Annotated in this window: 10 protein-coding genes; 9 read left to right on the top strand and 1 reads right to left on the bottom strand. The window is 64.2% G+C overall.

Annotated elements, in window-relative coordinates; all coding sequences use genetic code 11:
* Positions 1-23: 23 nt before the first annotated feature.
* The 9 genes from tssB (at position 24) to NCR37_RS23820 (ending at position 13,308) form a co-directional block, all read left to right on the top strand.
* Positions 24-575 carry a type VI secretion system contractile sheath small subunit gene (gene tssB / locus NCR37_RS23860; protein ID WP_250475278.1) on the top strand — a complete coding sequence of 184 codons (552 nt, stop codon included), beginning with the start codon at positions 24-26 and terminating at the stop codon, positions 573-575.
* 60 nt (positions 576-635) lie between these two features.
* Entirely contained in the window at positions 636-2,129 is a 1,494-nt protein-coding gene (gene tssC, locus NCR37_RS23855; protein ID WP_250475277.1) for a type VI secretion system contractile sheath large subunit, read from the top strand.
* Between the two features lie 135 nt (positions 2,130-2,264).
* On the top strand, positions 2,265-2,747 hold the full coding sequence (locus NCR37_RS23850; RefSeq protein ID WP_250475276.1) for an Hcp family type VI secretion system effector: 483 nt from the start codon (positions 2,265-2,267) through the stop codon (positions 2,745-2,747).
* Between the two features lie 84 nt (positions 2,748-2,831).
* On the top strand, positions 2,832-3,356 hold the full coding sequence (tssJ, locus tag NCR37_RS23845; RefSeq protein WP_250475275.1) for a type VI secretion system lipoprotein TssJ: 525 nt from the start codon (positions 2,832-2,834) through the stop codon (positions 3,354-3,356).
* Positions 3,357-3,372: 16 nt separating this feature from the next.
* Positions 3,373-4,719, top strand: coding sequence for a type VI secretion system baseplate subunit TssK (tssK, locus tag NCR37_RS23840; protein WP_250475274.1), 1,347 nt, complete (start codon positions 3,373-3,375; stop codon positions 4,717-4,719).
* Positions 4,720-4,850: 131 nt separating this feature from the next.
* Positions 4,851-6,107, top strand: a complete 1,257-nt coding sequence (gene tssL, locus NCR37_RS23835) for a type VI secretion system protein TssL, long form (protein ID WP_284507007.1) — start codon at positions 4,851-4,853, stop codon at positions 6,105-6,107.
* Between the two features lie 27 nt (positions 6,108-6,134).
* Positions 6,135-10,187, top strand: coding sequence for a type VI secretion system membrane subunit TssM (gene tssM / locus NCR37_RS23830; RefSeq protein WP_250475273.1), 4,053 nt, complete (start codon positions 6,135-6,137; stop codon positions 10,185-10,187).
* 819 nt (positions 10,188-11,006) lie between these two features.
* Positions 11,007-11,921 carry a glycosyl hydrolase gene (locus NCR37_RS23825; protein WP_250475322.1) on the top strand — a complete coding sequence of 305 codons (915 nt, stop codon included), beginning with the start codon at positions 11,007-11,009 and terminating at the stop codon, positions 11,919-11,921.
* Positions 11,922-12,141: 220 nt separating this feature from the next.
* Complete coding sequence (locus NCR37_RS23820) at positions 12,142-13,308, top strand: YbfB/YjiJ family MFS transporter (protein ID WP_250475321.1); 1,167 nt, start codon at positions 12,142-12,144, stop codon at positions 13,306-13,308.
* 16 nt (positions 13,309-13,324) lie between these two features.
* Here NCR37_RS23820 and NCR37_RS23815 read toward each other — a convergent pair whose 3' ends face one another.
* Positions 13,325-14,722 carry a replication initiation protein gene (locus NCR37_RS23815; protein ID WP_250475272.1) on the bottom strand — a complete coding sequence of 466 codons (1,398 nt, stop codon included), beginning with the start codon at positions 14,720-14,722 and terminating at the stop codon, positions 13,325-13,327.
* Positions 14,723-14,820: the final 98 nt, after the last annotated feature.

Below are 14,820 nucleotides of genomic sequence, written 5' to 3'. Positions count from 1 at the left end.
TCCCCACGTTTACGGAGTCATGCATGTCCGCATCAAACTCAAACAGCTCACAGAAGTTCATCGCGAGAAATCGTGCGCCCCGTGTGCAGATCGAATATGACGTCGAGATCTACGGCTCGGAGAAAAAGGTCGAGCTGCCTTTCGTGATGGGCGTGCTCGCCGACCTGTCGGGCAAGCCGGTCGAACCGCTGCCGCCCGTCGCGGACCGCCGCTTTCTCGACATCGACATCGACAACTTCGACGAGCGCATGAAGGCGATCAAGCCGCGCGTCGCGTTTTCGGTGGCCAACACGCTGACGGGCGAAGGTCAGTTGCTCGTCGACATGACGTTCGAAAGCATCGAAGACTTCTCGCCGGCGAAGGTCGCGAGCAAGGTCGAGCCGCTGCGCCGGCTGCTGGACGCGCGCACGCAACTCGCCAACTTGCAGACGTACATGGACGGCAAGTCCGGAGCCGAGTCGCTCATCAACAAGCTGCTGGCCGACCCGGCGCTCCTGAAGTCGCTCGCTGCCGAACCGAAGCCGCAGGCGGATTCCGGCGCGCGCAAGTCTGAAGCGGATCAGACCGCGCAATAACGGACAGGCGCGACCAAGCCCGACACGCACAGCGAATAAACAGCACGTACAAGGTTCACGATGGCAAAACAGATGGCACAGGCCGCAGCGGCGGCCACCGAAACGACCAGCGATTTTTCCCTGCTGCTCGCACAGGAATTCCGCTCGAAAACGGACGAGGCACGCGAAGCGGTCGAGCACGCGGTGCGCACGCTCGCGGAACAGGCGTTGCAGCAGTCGCTCACGATCAGCGACGACGCGTACAAGAGCATTGAGGCGATCATCGCGCAGATCGATCACAAGCTGTCGGAACAGATCAACCTGATCCTGCATCACACCGACTTTCAGAAGCTCGAGTCGGCGTGGCGCGGCCTGCATCACCTCGTCTCCAACACGGAGACCGACGAACGCATGAAGATTCGCTTCATGGATGCGTCGAAGGAAGAACTGCGCCGCACGATGAAGCGGTACAAGGGTCTCGCGTGGGATCAGAGTCCGCTTTTCAAGCAGATTTACGAAGAAGAATATGGTCAGCTCGGCGGCGAGCCGTATGGCTGCCTGGTCGCGGACTATTACTTCGACCACACGCCGCCCGATGTCGACTTGCTCGGCTCCATCGCGAAAATCGCGGCGGCCGCGCACACGCCGTTCATCTCCGGCGCATCGCCTTCGGTGCTGCAGATGGAATCGTGGCAGGAACTGGCCAATCCGCGCGATCTCACCAAGATCTTCACGCAGAACCTGGAGTACGCGCCCTGGAATGCGCTTCGCAACACGGAAGACGCGCGCTATATCGGCCTCGCCATGCCGCGCTTCTTGTCGCGCCTGCCGTACGGCGCGCAGACCAATCCGGTCGATGAGTTCGACTTCGAAGAAGACACGAACGGCCCGGATCACCGCAACTACGCGTGGGCCAACGCGGCGTACGCGATGGGCGTGAACATCAACCGCTCGTTCAAGCTGTATGGATGGTGCTCGCTGATTCGCGGCGTGGAGTCGGGCGGCACGGTCGAGAACCTGCCGTGCCACACGTTCCCGACCGACGACGGCGGCGTGGACATGAAGTGCCCGACGGAAATCGCCATCTCGGACCGCCGCGAAGCCGAACTCTCGAAGAACGGCTTCATTCCGCTCGTGCATCGCAAGAACACGGACCACGCGACGTTCATCGGCGCGCAATCGCTGCAAAAGCCGGCGGAATACTACGATCCGGACGCGACGGCCAACGCGAATCTGTCCGCACGGCTGCCGTACCTCTTCGCCTGCTCGCGTTTCGCGCATTACCTCAAGTGCATCGTGCGCGACAAGATCGGCACGTTCCGCGAGCGCGAGGACATGCAGCGCTGGCTGAACGAATGGATCATGAATTACGTCGATGCCGACCCGGCGAACTCGTCGCAAGAGACGAAGGCGCGCCGTCCGCTGGCAGCCGCCGAAGTGGTCGTCGAGGAAGTGGAAGGCAACCCCGGCTACTACCAGGCGAAGTTCTTCCTCCGTCCGCACTTCCAGCTCGAAGGCCTGACCGTGTCGCTGCGCCTCGTCGCTCGCCTGCCGTCCGTGAAGGACGCAGCCTGAGCGGCATGAAGCGCGTGTAGTCCGCTCCGACATCCGCAGGCATTCGCCTGCGATCGGTACTCGAAGCATTCAAGAAATACGGACTCCGAAGCCCGTAGAAAGCAGTAGTACGTTTCAATAACAAGGAGTAGCAAGATGGCACAGGACATCTTTATCAAGATCAACGGAATTGACGGCGAATCGCAAGATTCCGCTCACAAGAACGAGGTCGAAGTGAAGAGCTGGGGCTGGGAAATCTCCCAGCAGTCGAACATGCACATGGGCTCGGGCGGCGGCGCCGGCAAGGCGACCGTCGAAGACTTGACCTTCGTGCATCTGGTCGACCGCGCAAGCCCGAACCTGATGAAGTACTGCCTGACGGGCAAGCACATCGATCAAGCCGTTCTGACGGTCCGCAAGGCCGGCGGCAATCCGCTGGAATACCTGAAGATCACGATGAGCGACGTGATCGTCACGCGCGTGGCGCCCTCGGGCAGCAACACCGACAGCGGCATCACCGAAGGCGTGCGCCTGTCCTTCGCCAAGGTGAAGCAGGAGTACGTGGTGCAGAACGCCCAGGGCGGTAGCGGCGGCGCCGTGACCGCGGGCTACGACATCAAGCTCAACAAGGAAGCGTAAAGCGTCCTGACGTAGCCGGGCCCGGCGCGCTGTCTCGCGCGCCGGGCCCTTTCGATGCCTGAATCCTCACCTGTTTCTTCTCTGATGCGCCCGTTCAAATCCGTCCTCGTTGCATTCATCTGCACGCTGGGACTCGCCGCGTGCGCGAGCAGCGACCCCGCTCCACCCCACGAACCCGTCAGGATGACGCTGACGTTGAAGGCAGCGTCGGGTGTCAATCCCGACGACCAGAAGCGCGCCGCGCCGATCATCGTACGCATCTACGAACTGAAGGACGCCGCCGCCTTCAACGACGCGGACTTCTTCTCTCTGCAAGACAAGGACAAGACCGCGCTCGCCGACGACCTCGTGAGCCGCGACCAGCTCCAGATGCGTCCCGGCGACACGAAGACGATCAAGCGCGACGCGCAACAGGCCACCACGGTGCTCGGCGTGATCGCCGCTTACCGGGATCTGCCGAACTCCGTCTGGCGTGCCGTATGGCCGCTTCCTGCCGCGCCGAGCGCCGCGTGGTATCGCATCTTCTCGCCGAAACTCAAGCTGACGATCAACCTCGACGCGAACGCAATCAGGATCGTCGACGAACAAGCCGAACAACAGAAAAAATAGGTAAGGACTCACTCTTATGAGCTGGTACAACAAGGTCACCTGGAGCGAAGGCCTCTTCCTGCGCCCGCAACTCTTTCAGCAGCAGGAACGCTATCTCGAACAGTTCGCCCATAAGCGCGCCGCGCCGCTCTCGCCGTTTTTCTTCGGCTTCAGCCACTTTGCCATCGACAACGAAGCGCTCGCGCTCGGCAAGGTCATCATCAAGTCGGCGAGCGGCGTGTTCGCGGATGGCACGCCGTTCGACGCGCCGGGCAGCACGCCCCCTCCCCCGCCGCTGACCATCCGCTCCGAGCATCTGGAACAGGTCATTCATCTGGCCACGCCGATTCGCGTGCCCAACGGCGAGGAAACCACGTTCGACGACTCCGCCGATTCGCTCGCGCGCTACGCCGTCTTCGATTCCGACCTGCGCGATACGAACTCGGTCGGTCAGGGCGCGCGCACCGTCCAACTTTCGAACTTGCGGCTTCGCCTGGTGCCGGAAAAAGAAATGACCGACGCGTGGATCGGGCTGCCGCTCACCAAGGTCATGTCGATCCGCGCGGATGGCAGCATCCAGCTCGACGACACGCTCGTGCCGCCCGTCTCCGGCTATGGCGCGAGCGCTCTGCTCGAAAGCTGGCTCAACAAGATTCACGAACTCACGCGCCTGCGCGCCAACGCGCTCGCGAGCCGGCTGACCGGAAGCGACGGCAAGGCGGGTTCGGTCGCCGAAGTGTCCGACTATCTGCTGCTGCAAACGCTCAATCGCTACGAGCCGCTGCTTCAGCACATGCGCCGCGTGCCGACCACCTCGCCCGCCGATCTGTACGCGCTGCTCATCAGCATGGCGGGCGAGTTGTCCACTTACGTGCGCACCAGCACCCGCCGGCCGCTCGAGAGCCACCCGCCGTATCAGCACATCGAGCCGCACGTCTGTCTCAGGCCCGTGGTCGACGACACGCATTGGCTCCTCAACGCCGTGCTGGTTCGCAGCGCGCAGGCCATTCCGTTCGAAGATGCGGGCTACGGCATGCGCAACGCAGTGGTCGATCCGACCGAGATTCGCAGCTTCAGCTCAATCGTGCTCGCCGTTTCCGCCGCGATGCCGCCCGACGCCCTGCTCGCCCAGTTCGGCACGCAAGCGAAGGTCGGCCCTTCCGAGCGTCTGCCCGACCTCGTGCGCGCGCACCTTCCCGGCATCACGCTGCAAGGCTTGCCGGTGCCGCCGCGTCAGATTCCGTTCAACGCGGGCTATGTCTATTTCGAGCTGTCGCGCTCGGGACCGCTCTGGGACACGGTCGCGCAGCACGGCGGTATAGCGCTGCACGTCGCCGGGGACTTCCCGCAACTCAAGCTCGAACTGTGGGGCGTGCGCGGCTGAGACGCGTCGCTCGCAACAACCGGGCGCGCAGCGATTCCAGCCGCGCCCGGCAATCATGAATTCAGGGGAAGAGAGTGAATCCGCAAGCGGGATACCCTAGCCACGGGACAGGGCTGCCGCCACGCGACGGCTTGTCGTCCGCCGGCACGTATGATTCCGGCAACGCCGCTGCCGCACTGAACGAGCAGACGGTCACGCTGCTCGCCGGCATTCCGCCGGGCGAGCCGCCGGTCACCCGGCTGCGCGCGATGGAAGAGGCGCAAAATCCATTGCTCGAAGCGGCCCGCGTGCTGCTGCGCGCGCTCGCGGACATGCCGGACGATCTCGATCTTCAGGGCATCGACCAGTTGCATCTGCTGCTCAAGCAGGAAGTGCGTATCTTCCAGCGCCTCTGCGAGCAGGCCAACATCCGGCGCGACCACATGATCGGTGCGCGCTATTGCCTGTGCACGGCGCTCGACGACGCCGCGATGCAAACGCCGTGGGGCAAGCGCGAGACCGGCGTGCGCTGGATCGCAACGGGTCTCGCGACCGAATTCCACGAAGACCGCCACGGCGGCGACAAGATCTATCTGCTCATCGGCCGGCTGATGACCGAGCCGCAGGAGCATCTCGATCTGCTGGAAGTGATTTACCGCGTGCTCAGTCTCGGCTTCATGGGCCGCTATCGTCACGAAGCGGACGGCGCGCGCAAGCACGACGCCGTGCGCAAGCGGCTCTACAACGAAATCCAGACGCAGCGCGGCATCGTGCCGATGGCGCTGTCCCCGCACGTCGCCTCCGACGCGAGGGGCCGCCGCATGTCGGTGTACGACTTTCCCGCCTGGATTACGTTTGCGGTATTGGGCGTCGTGCTGCTCGGACTTTTCGGGTGGTTCAAGTATCACCTGCTCGACCAGACGACGACGCTCGAAAAGCAGATCGTCGATATCGGCCGCATGACGCCGCCGCCCGCGCCCCGTCTGCCACATCTGAAAGAGCTCCTCGGCAGCGAGATTGCGGCGGGCACCGTGAGCGTCGACGAAGACGCGCGTCACAGCGCCGTCACTTTCAAGGGCGATGCGATGTTCGCGCCCGGCGGCGTTGCGGTGAAGGCGTCGATCGGGCCGCTTCTCAACAAGATCGCCAACGAGTTGATGAAAGTGCCTGGCAAGGTCGTCGTGGCCGGTTACACCGACAACATTCCGATCAAGAGCAAGCAATTCGCGTCCAACGATGCGCTCTCGCTCGAACGCGCCACGCAGGTCATGCAGATGCTGCAAACGGCAGGCGTTCCCGCTTCGCGCCTCGAAGCGATCGGCAAGGGCGCAGCCGACCCTGTCGGCGACAACGCCACTGCGCAGGGCCGCGCGCTGAACCGCCGTGTTGCCATCACGGTCACGCCCTAGCCGTCTCATGCCATCCGGAAAGAAAGAATGAAAATGCTGTCGTTTCTGAGATCACGCTGGTTCCTCGGTTTCCTGGGGCTGGTCGTCGTCGGACTGGTGATCTGGTTTCTCGGGCCTTATCTGGCGTTCGGGGGATTGAAGCCGCTCGCCGGCGTCGGCATGCGCGTGTTCATCATTGCGTTGCTCGTAGTCGGCGTGCTGCTCTGGCTCAAGGAGGCGCCGACAAGCCCCGCGTTCGTCGCGCTGGTCTGCGTGCTGATCTGGTACGCGACGCCTTTGCTCAGCTTCGGCAACGCGCAGCCGTTCGCGCCGGAATCGGCGCGCATCATCGCGATCACCGTCGTGCTCGTCTGCTTTGCGGTGTACTGGCTTGCCTGGGTCTTCTTCAAGATGCGCGACGACGAGAAGTTTCTCGAGAAGGCGCTGGCGTTCGGCAAGAAGAAAGACGCGCCGCCGGCTGCGGAGCGCCTGCGGGTCGTCGAGGCCCGAGTCAATAGCGCGATCGCGCGACTGCGGACCATGCGCACGGGCGCGCGCGGCATCGGACGTCTGTTTCAGGGCACGCGATACCTCTATGAACTGCCGTGGTTCATCACGCTAGGATCGAGAGGGTCGGGCAAGACGACTGCGCTCCTGAACGCCGGACTGGAATTTCCGGTCGGCACGACGTCGAAGCGCTTCACGGGCGGCTCAGCCGCCACCGACAACGTCGACTGGTGGCTCACCAACGACGCGGTCCTGATTGACACGGCGGGCCACTACACGCGCCACGGCACCTCCTCCGGGCCGGTGCATCGTCCCAAAGAGCTCGCGGAAAGCGCGAAGTCGGACACGTCGGCGAGTGCCGCGAAGACAGATCCGGCGCTCGGCTCAAGCAGCGAGCGCGACGACCCGGAGTGGCGTCTGACCGTGGATAGCGATGAATGGCGCGGCTTTCTCGCGCTACTGCGGCGTCATCGCCCGCGCGCGCCGCTCAACGGCGCGCTGCTGACCGTGAAGCTCGACGTGCTGACCGCCGCGGACCCCGCTGTCCGTGCTGCGGAAGCCGCTGCACTGCGGGGGCGTCTCGAAGACCTGCGCACGGCGCTGGGCATCCGCTTTCCGGTTTATCTGATCGTCACGCAGACGGACCATCTGCCCGGCTTCGCAGAGTACTTCAGTTCGCTGACGGAAGAGCATCGCGCGCAGATGTGGGGCTTCACACTGCCGCTTGGCAACGAGGCATCGCAGATCGACCTCGCTCTGCGCTGCGACGGCGAGCTTCGGCAACTCGCCTCGCGTCTCGCCAATGGCGTGAACACGCGGCTGGAAGACGAGTACGACATGGACAGACGCCGGCGCTTGTCGGTGTTGCCCGAGGCGTTCGGCGCGCTGGCCGCGCCGCTCGTCGATTTCCTCGCGCAACTGTTCGTCGATTCACGTTACGACGACACCCAGCTTCAGGCCACGCTGCGCGGCGTGTATTTTACGAGCGCGGTGCAGAGCGCCCAGCGCGTCGTCGCCGAGCCGCTCACTGTCGTTCAACGCCTCGCCACCGGTCTCGGACATGCCGTTTCGCCGGAGGAAGCTGCGCCGCAGAGCACGCACAGCTACTTCCTTCAGGACCTGTTCGCGAAGGTGATCGTGCCGGAGGCCGATCTCGTGCGCCCGAACCTGCGCTGGGAGTACCGCCTGCGCATGCTTCGCCTGCTCGGTCACGCGCTCGCGCTCATGTTGTTCGTCTGGCTGGCGGTCGGCCTGCATATGAGCTTCGAGAACAACAGCAACTATCTGGCGGCCATCGCGCACAAGACGCAGTCGCTCGCGGCGCGCGTCGCAGCGCTTTACAAAGAGCCGAAACCGGAAGCCGTGCCCGATACGCTGAGCGAGGCGCTGTATCTGCCGACGTGGACAGGACTGAACCTCGCCGAGCCGGACACCAGCTTTCGGTACGGCCTGTACACCGCCCCCGGCATCGCGGATGCGAGCCGCTTCACGTATCAGGCTCTCGAAGACAATCTGCTCGTGCCGCAGATCGTCCATCGTCTCGAAGATGTCATCTCGTCGTCCATCGCGAGTCAGGATTCGAAGTCGGCGTACGACGCGCTGCGCGTCTACCTCATGCTTTACGATCCCGCCAAGTTCAAGGCCGGCGACGTGAAGGCGTGGGTGCTGGACGACTGGGCGAAGACGGACAGCGCGTCGATTTTCGGCGGCCGCGCGTCGATGATCGGTCACGTCGAGCAGTTGTTCTCTGGCGACCGGGTGGTTCGATCACCACTCATCCGCAATGACGGGCTGATTCAGCGGGCGCGCGCTTTTCTCGACTCGAGCAATGCGACGCAACGCCTGTACGATCGCGCGAAAGCCGACATGCAGAAGGAAGCGCCCGACGAGTTCACGCTCCTGCGAGCGGTGGGCCCACAGGCGGGCACCGTCTTCACGCGCGCGAGCGGCGCGCCGCTTTCGCGCGGCGTGGCAGGGCTTTTCACATTCGACGGCTACCGCAATCTGTTCGACAAGCGGCTGCACGAATTCGTCGATGCGGCGCGTGACGACGACGCCTGGGTGATGGGCCGCTCTTATCTCGGCGAGGCTCAAAAAAAAACGGCTGAGATTGCGAGTGCGGTCACGGGCGCCGACGATCCGCTCACCGAGGCCATCCGCCGGCTCTACCTGACCGAGTACGCGCAGCAGTGGGACGCGTTCCTCGGCGACATTCGCACGGTCAGCGGCACGAGTCTCGCGTTCGATCTGCAGGTGCTGCGGCGTTTCGCAGCGCCCGATTCGCCGCTCGCGCGGCTCGCGAACGCGGCCGTCCACGAGACGACGCTCACCCGCAACGTCTCGGCCGACGGCCCTTCCCTTCTCGACAAGGCGAGCGACAAGGTCGCGGACAAGGCCGAAAAGACGCTCGGCATTCGGGCAGCCGAGCGCGTCGAACGTGAACTGGTCGACAGTCACTTTGCTGCCCTGCGCGAGATGGTCACGGGCAGTTCGGACACGCAGTCCGGCGGCCAGACGGCCGGCAACGGCAAGGCAGGCGCGACGGGCCTCGACGGCGTGACGAGCCTGCTCAACGATTACTACACCTCGCTCACGGTCGCGGACAACGCAATCGCCAACAACAGCCTGCCACCGACGAGCGACGCGGCATCCAAACTGAAGATGGCCGCCAACACCATGCCCGCGCCATTCCGCGAAGTGCTGCTCGGCCTGTCGATGCAAGGCTCGCGCGAGGTTAATCAAGGCATCGGCCAATTGCTTTCGCGGCAGATGCAGGCGGTCGTCACGGACGCGTGCCGTCTGACCGTGGAAGGCAACTATCCCTTTTCGCCAGAGAGCAAGCGCGACGTGACTGTGGAAGACTTCACGCGCGTGTTCGCACAGGGCGGCGTGCTCGACGACTTCTTTACGAAGAATCTGCTGCCGTTCGTCGATACTTCCGCGAGGCCGTGGCGGTACAAGACCCTTCCCGGCTCGACCGAGCCCGTGCACGGACCGGACCTCGAGCCGTTCCAGCACGCAAAGGAAATCCGCGACGTCTTCTTCAGTGACCAGGGCCAGAAGCAGCTTGCCTGGAAAGCCGACCTCCGCATCGCCGAACTGGATCCGACGATCCTGAGCCTCTCCATCGACATCGACGGTCAAAACGCGCTCTACCAGCACGGCCCCGTCACGCCGACTCGCATCAGTTGGCCCGGCCCGCGCGGCGGCGTGCATGCGGAACTCACGGCGAGCCCGCGCATCCGCGCCGATACATCGACCATCGCAGCCGACGGCCCGTGGGCGCTCATGCGCCTGATGCGTCTCGGCGAAGTCGTGCCGACGGCGACGCCGGGCCGCACGCGTGTCGTCTTCGGCTTCGAGGGCCGCAAGGCGGTGCTCGATATCGCGACGGCCGGCAGCGTGGCGAATCCGCTCACGAGCGATCTGCTCACCACGTTCCGCTGCCCGAGTTCCATGCCGATCTTCAACTTGCCCGACAGCGGCCCGCCGCCCGGATTGCCGGCATTGCCGTCGCAGACGGCCGCAACCGCCGCAACCGCAGCCGCCGCCGCTGCCGACCCCGCCCCGGCGGCTTCGGCGAGCAGTCAGTAAGCATCGCCGCTTCGGCAGACGGGCGCGCGGTCGACAGGCGTAGCCGGCTCTCGCCGACAGCGGCATCAGCCTGAGTTCCCGGCACATATTTCCGCTTCGCCGCCGACCTTGAGCAAACGTTGGCGGACCTGCCCGTTCAGCGCGTGCCGTCCACGCAAATTTGACGACACCGGACCCTAAAGTCCCGTCTTTTCCGGCCGTAGTTACGTCCGAACCCCAAGCGGGACAGCGTGTCGCATCCCGCCGCACTTTCCATTTGCATCGCCGATCGGGCTTGCCGCGCGAGGGTCCGCTCATCCATCCGTTGTCTTCTGGACATTCGGCTCGCGCTTTCGCGTTGGGCGATCCCGGTCTCGATCAGCATTCCTAAGTGAAATCATAATGACGATCAATTCGAATGCACGCGCTCTTTTCCAGGCGCGCCCGTGCGCCCTGTTCGCCGTAGTTCTGGCGATCACCGCGCTCCTGACGGCGTGCGGCGGCGGCGGGGGAGGCGACGGCACGGCGGGCGCAGCGAAAAGCGCCGCCACCGGCACCGCCGTCAGCAATCCGGGCAGCGATGCGGCTTCCGCCGCTTCGTCGGCTTCGTCGGCTTCGTACTCGGGCAGCGGCACTGCCGTCGTGTCCCCGAGCACGACCACCGCGCAGTCCGCCGCGAACTCCACGGCCGCTGCAGCGGCCAGCACAACGCCGGGCAGCACTTCGCCGAGCAGCACGGCGACGGCAAGCAACGCGACGCCCGTTAGCCTGAACAACTCGACAGGATCGAGCGCGAGCGCGCCGGTAAGCGCCCCCGCGCCGGTCAATGCCTCTGCGTCGATCTTCTATGGCGCCAATGGCCACAACAACGAAGGCGGCGCCTACGACATCTCCAGTCCCGCGCGCCAGCTTTCGCAACTGCAGGATCTCGGCGCGAAGCTGTATCGCAACGAGGTGTACAGCCAGGCCACCGCCACGAAGCTGGCGGGCATCGCAAGGTCGATGGCCGCAGGCGGCGTGACGGTGTTTCCGGTGCTGCTGTCCGACCCGCGCACCTTCAACAGCGAGACGGACGCCTACACCGCGGGCTTTGCGCTCGGTCAACAGACGGCGACGTCGTATCGGTATCCGTACTACGAGGTGTCGAACGAACTCGGCGCGATGACGCTGGTCGGCAACGTGGACGGCGTCTATCCGCAACAGTTCGACAATGCGCTCTTCCAGAAGGCGCGCGGCGTGATACGCGGCATGATCGCTGGCATCAAATCGGTCGATACGAACGGCAAGATCATCATCGGCGGGGATACGTGGCTGCACTACGGCTTCGACGACATGCTCTGGAACGGCACGCAGCCGGACGGCACGACGGGTCATCCGAAGGTCACGTGGGACATCACCGGCTGGCATTGGTATTCCGAGCAGGGCGACATCACGCGCGCGTGCGGCGGCACCGGCTGCCACGACGTGCTTGCCGCATTGCAGGCGTTCGGCAAGCCGATCTGGCTGACCGAGTTCGGCGTGCGCCCGTCCTACGGCTCGGACGCGCAGATCGCGTCCTACATGGTCGGAAACACGATGATGGCGCAGTTCGTCGCGGTGGCGTCGCGGTACAACCTTCAGGCGATCCAGGTGTACGAGCTCTACGACGATCCGGTCGGCGGCGAAGGCAACTACGGTCTCTTGATGAACGACGGCGTCACTCAAAAGCCGGTGTATGCGGCGTTCAAGAATTTCGTCGCCGCGCATCCGATGTAACTTCTGCTTCGCGTGAATTCGACGATGGGCGGCGATGCGAAGGGTACGGGCGAGCTCGACGCGCTACCATAAGCCGCACCATCAGCGATTCAAGCGATCCGGAGAAGCGACGAGCGTGCGAAATCCAGAGACTATCGACAGCGGCGCGGGTCCTCGGGCGCAGCCGCAAGTCGCTTTTGCATCGGCAAGCCGTTCGCACGCGCGGCGGCTCGCGGTCGCCTTGTCGCTCGGCAGCGCAATCGCGCTCGGGTTCGCCCGCTTCGCGTATGCCTTGCTCCTGCCCCCGATGAAGCTCGACCTCGGATGGAACTTCGCGCAGGCGGGCGCGATGAACACCGCCAACGCGCTGGGCTATCTGCTCGGCGCATTCGCGTTCTGGCGGCTTTCGCGGCGGAGCGCGCCGCGGACGCTTTTCGTCGCAGGCTGTGTCGCGACGGCGCTGTTGATGGCATTGAGCGGCGCGGTCACACAGACCAACGGGCTGCTTCTGCTGCGGGTCGTGACCGGTGCCGCGAGCGCGCTCGTCTTCGTGAGCGGCGGGGTGCTGGCGGCCCGCCTCGCGTCGCTTTCGCCTCGCGATTCGGGGCTCATCATCGGCTTGTATTACGGCGGCACGGGTTGGGGCATCGCGCTTTCGTCGATCCTCGTCCCGCTGACGATATCGTCCGATACGCACGGCTGGCGATACGCCTGGTTCGCGCTGGCGGCAGCGTGCGCCCTCTGCGGAATAGCCGCAGTGTGGGCCGCGCGGCGTATCGACTCCGCCTCTGAGCAACCGATGGCAGCACGCGGAGCGCCAGTCGCGGCGCATCGGCCGGTGCGGCACAGGCGCTATATCCTCGCGCTCGCGGGATATGGGTGCTTCGGCGTCGGCTATATCGGGTACATGACGTTTATCGTCGCGTTGCTGCGCACGGCGGGCATGACCGCGACCGTCGTCAGCGGCTTCTACGTGGTGCTCGGCGTGGCGACGGTCGTCTCCGCGCGTGTGTGGTCGGGACTGCTCGACCGGGTGCGCGGCGGTCAGGCGCTCGCGTTGCTCAACGCGCTCCTTGCCGTGGCGACGCTCGTGCCCGCCCTGCTCGCGCATCCGGTGGCCGCGTTCGCATCCGGTCTGCTGTTCGGCGCGACGTTTTTATCCGCCGTAGCGTCGACGACAGCCTTCGTCCGGCACAACCTTGCTGCGAGCCAATGGGCAAGCGGCATCAACGCCTTCACGATCGTCTTCGCGGTCGGTCAGATTGTCGGTCCCACAGTGATCGGCCGCATTTCGGACAGCGGCGGGCTCAGTCGCGGTCTCGTCTACTCCGCAGCCATGCTTGCGCTCGGCGCTGCGCTTGCGGCATGCCAGAAGCCGCTGAGCGACCCGGCATCGTCGAAAGAATGAGGCCGGATGCGGGGAGTCAGTTCGGCCGCGCCTTCTTCATCTTGACGTACACGTGCGAGCAGAACGCGTCGGCAACGACGCGATTGACCGTCAGAATGTTTTCCGCACTCAACGATTCGCGCGACAGGCCCTGTTTCTCGATGAGCCGTTGCGGAATCAGCTGGCTGACGAACGAATGGCACAGTTCCTTGCGTGACTGCGCGTCCGCGGATTCGAAGAACTCCCGCCCCATTCTGATTTCTTCGCTGATCTTCGCTTTCGCGGAATCGTTCTGCGCCTGGATGGTCGCTTCGAGTTGCGCCTGCGCGGCGTCGCGCTCGCGCCGCCCTTTCTTCTCTTCTTCGAGTTGGCGGGCCTTGATCGCAGCCATCTTGCGGTCCGCATCTCCGATACGATAGTTGCCTTCCAGCGCCTTGAAGAGATAGCCGCGCGGGCTCACGGTGACCTTGCCTTCGTTCAGCTTGAACCGCGTGTATTCGATCGCCTGTTCGAGGCGCTCGTCCGTCCACACATCGCGGCGCTTGGCGAGGCGCTCGAAGTCCGGCGTGTCGAACGCGAATTCGTTATGCAGAAGCAAGTACATCTCGTCGGCGATGCCAGCCCGCGCTGCATCCGCGCCCTGCTTCTTCGTGAAGCGAAAGCGGATCTTGAGCTTGTCGCGCGTGGCGCGGTCGGCGTTGGCTTCCCAGCTCACGTCGAAGTCCGAGACTTCATTGAGTTGGTCGATAGCCGGCTCCAGAAACCGCTTCTTGAACTCCTTGACTTCCTTGCGCGACTCACCGACTTTGCCCGGCCATTCGAGCACCTCTTCGAACGGGAACCATTCGGTCACGCCGTGACCTTCGCACGGAATCAGCCGGTCGTAGATCGCACGTGCGAGCGACAGCGAAAAGGCCGTGGAGGCACGCAGGCTCAACCAGTGGGCCTTGTAGGGGCTGATCAGATACTTGATGACGCGTCCTGAAAGCAGCACGCAGACAACGTTCCGCTCGATGTAGCAGTCACCGAGCAAACTGATGGTGCCCCACGAGTCCTTTTCCGTCAGTTCCTCGATGGACGGCGCCGTCATGATTTCGACGCGCGCCCGCGCGGCCGCTCTCATCTGCGCGATCAGGTGACTGTGGTTGCGACTGTCGTAGCGCATCAGCCACTTGAAGTAGTTCACGTCGGCGGTGAAGGTGTAGATCTTGTCGTCGATCAGTTCGTCCGGCGCTTTCGTCGCGACGATGAAATACGCGGCGTCGAGCACGCGACGCGCCGCGATCCCGAGGCCGCCCACGCGCGTGAAAATGTTGTTCCGCAGAAAACCGATATCGCGCGTCGCCTCGCAAATGGCCGCGCCTTGTCCGGACATATCTTCGTAGATGTCCAGCGCGAGTTGCTGAGGGGTGACGGTGAAATCTTGATTGTCCATTCTTCGGTTCGGCTACTGTCCCGGCACTCTAACAGGCGCGAAAAGCGTGTCAACACAAAAACCGCCCCGCTTTCATCCTGTCGGACCGCACAAAAAAC

It is taken from the genome of Caballeronia sp. GAFFF1, from assembly GCF_023630705.1.
Lineage (GTDB): Bacteria > Pseudomonadota > Gammaproteobacteria > Burkholderiales > Burkholderiaceae > Caballeronia.
Note: the sequence above shows the minus strand (reverse complement) of the source record. Positions and strands in the feature narration are given on the sequence as shown.

Bases quoted from the DNA above. Each gene is read 5' to 3' on its own strand.
- tssJ (WP_250475275.1), top strand. From the start codon at position 2,832: ATGCGCCCGTTCAAATCCGTCCTCGTTGCATTCATCTGCACGCTGGGA.
- tssC (WP_250475277.1), top strand. From the start codon at position 636: ATGGCAAAACAGATGGCACAGGCCGCAGCGGCGGCCACCGAAACGACC.
- NCR37_RS23815 (WP_250475272.1), bottom strand. From the start codon at position 14,722: ATGGACAATCAAGATTTCACCGTCACCCCTCAGCAACTCGCGCTGGAC.
- tssB (WP_250475278.1), top strand. From the start codon at position 24: ATGTCCGCATCAAACTCAAACAGCTCACAGAAGTTCATCGCGAGAAAT.
- tssK (WP_250475274.1), top strand. From the start codon at position 3,373: ATGAGCTGGTACAACAAGGTCACCTGGAGCGAAGGCCTCTTCCTGCGC.
- tssM (WP_250475273.1), top strand. From the start codon at position 6,135: ATGAAAATGCTGTCGTTTCTGAGATCACGCTGGTTCCTCGGTTTCCTG.
- NCR37_RS23850 (WP_250475276.1), top strand. From the start codon at position 2,265: ATGGCACAGGACATCTTTATCAAGATCAACGGAATTGACGGCGAATCG.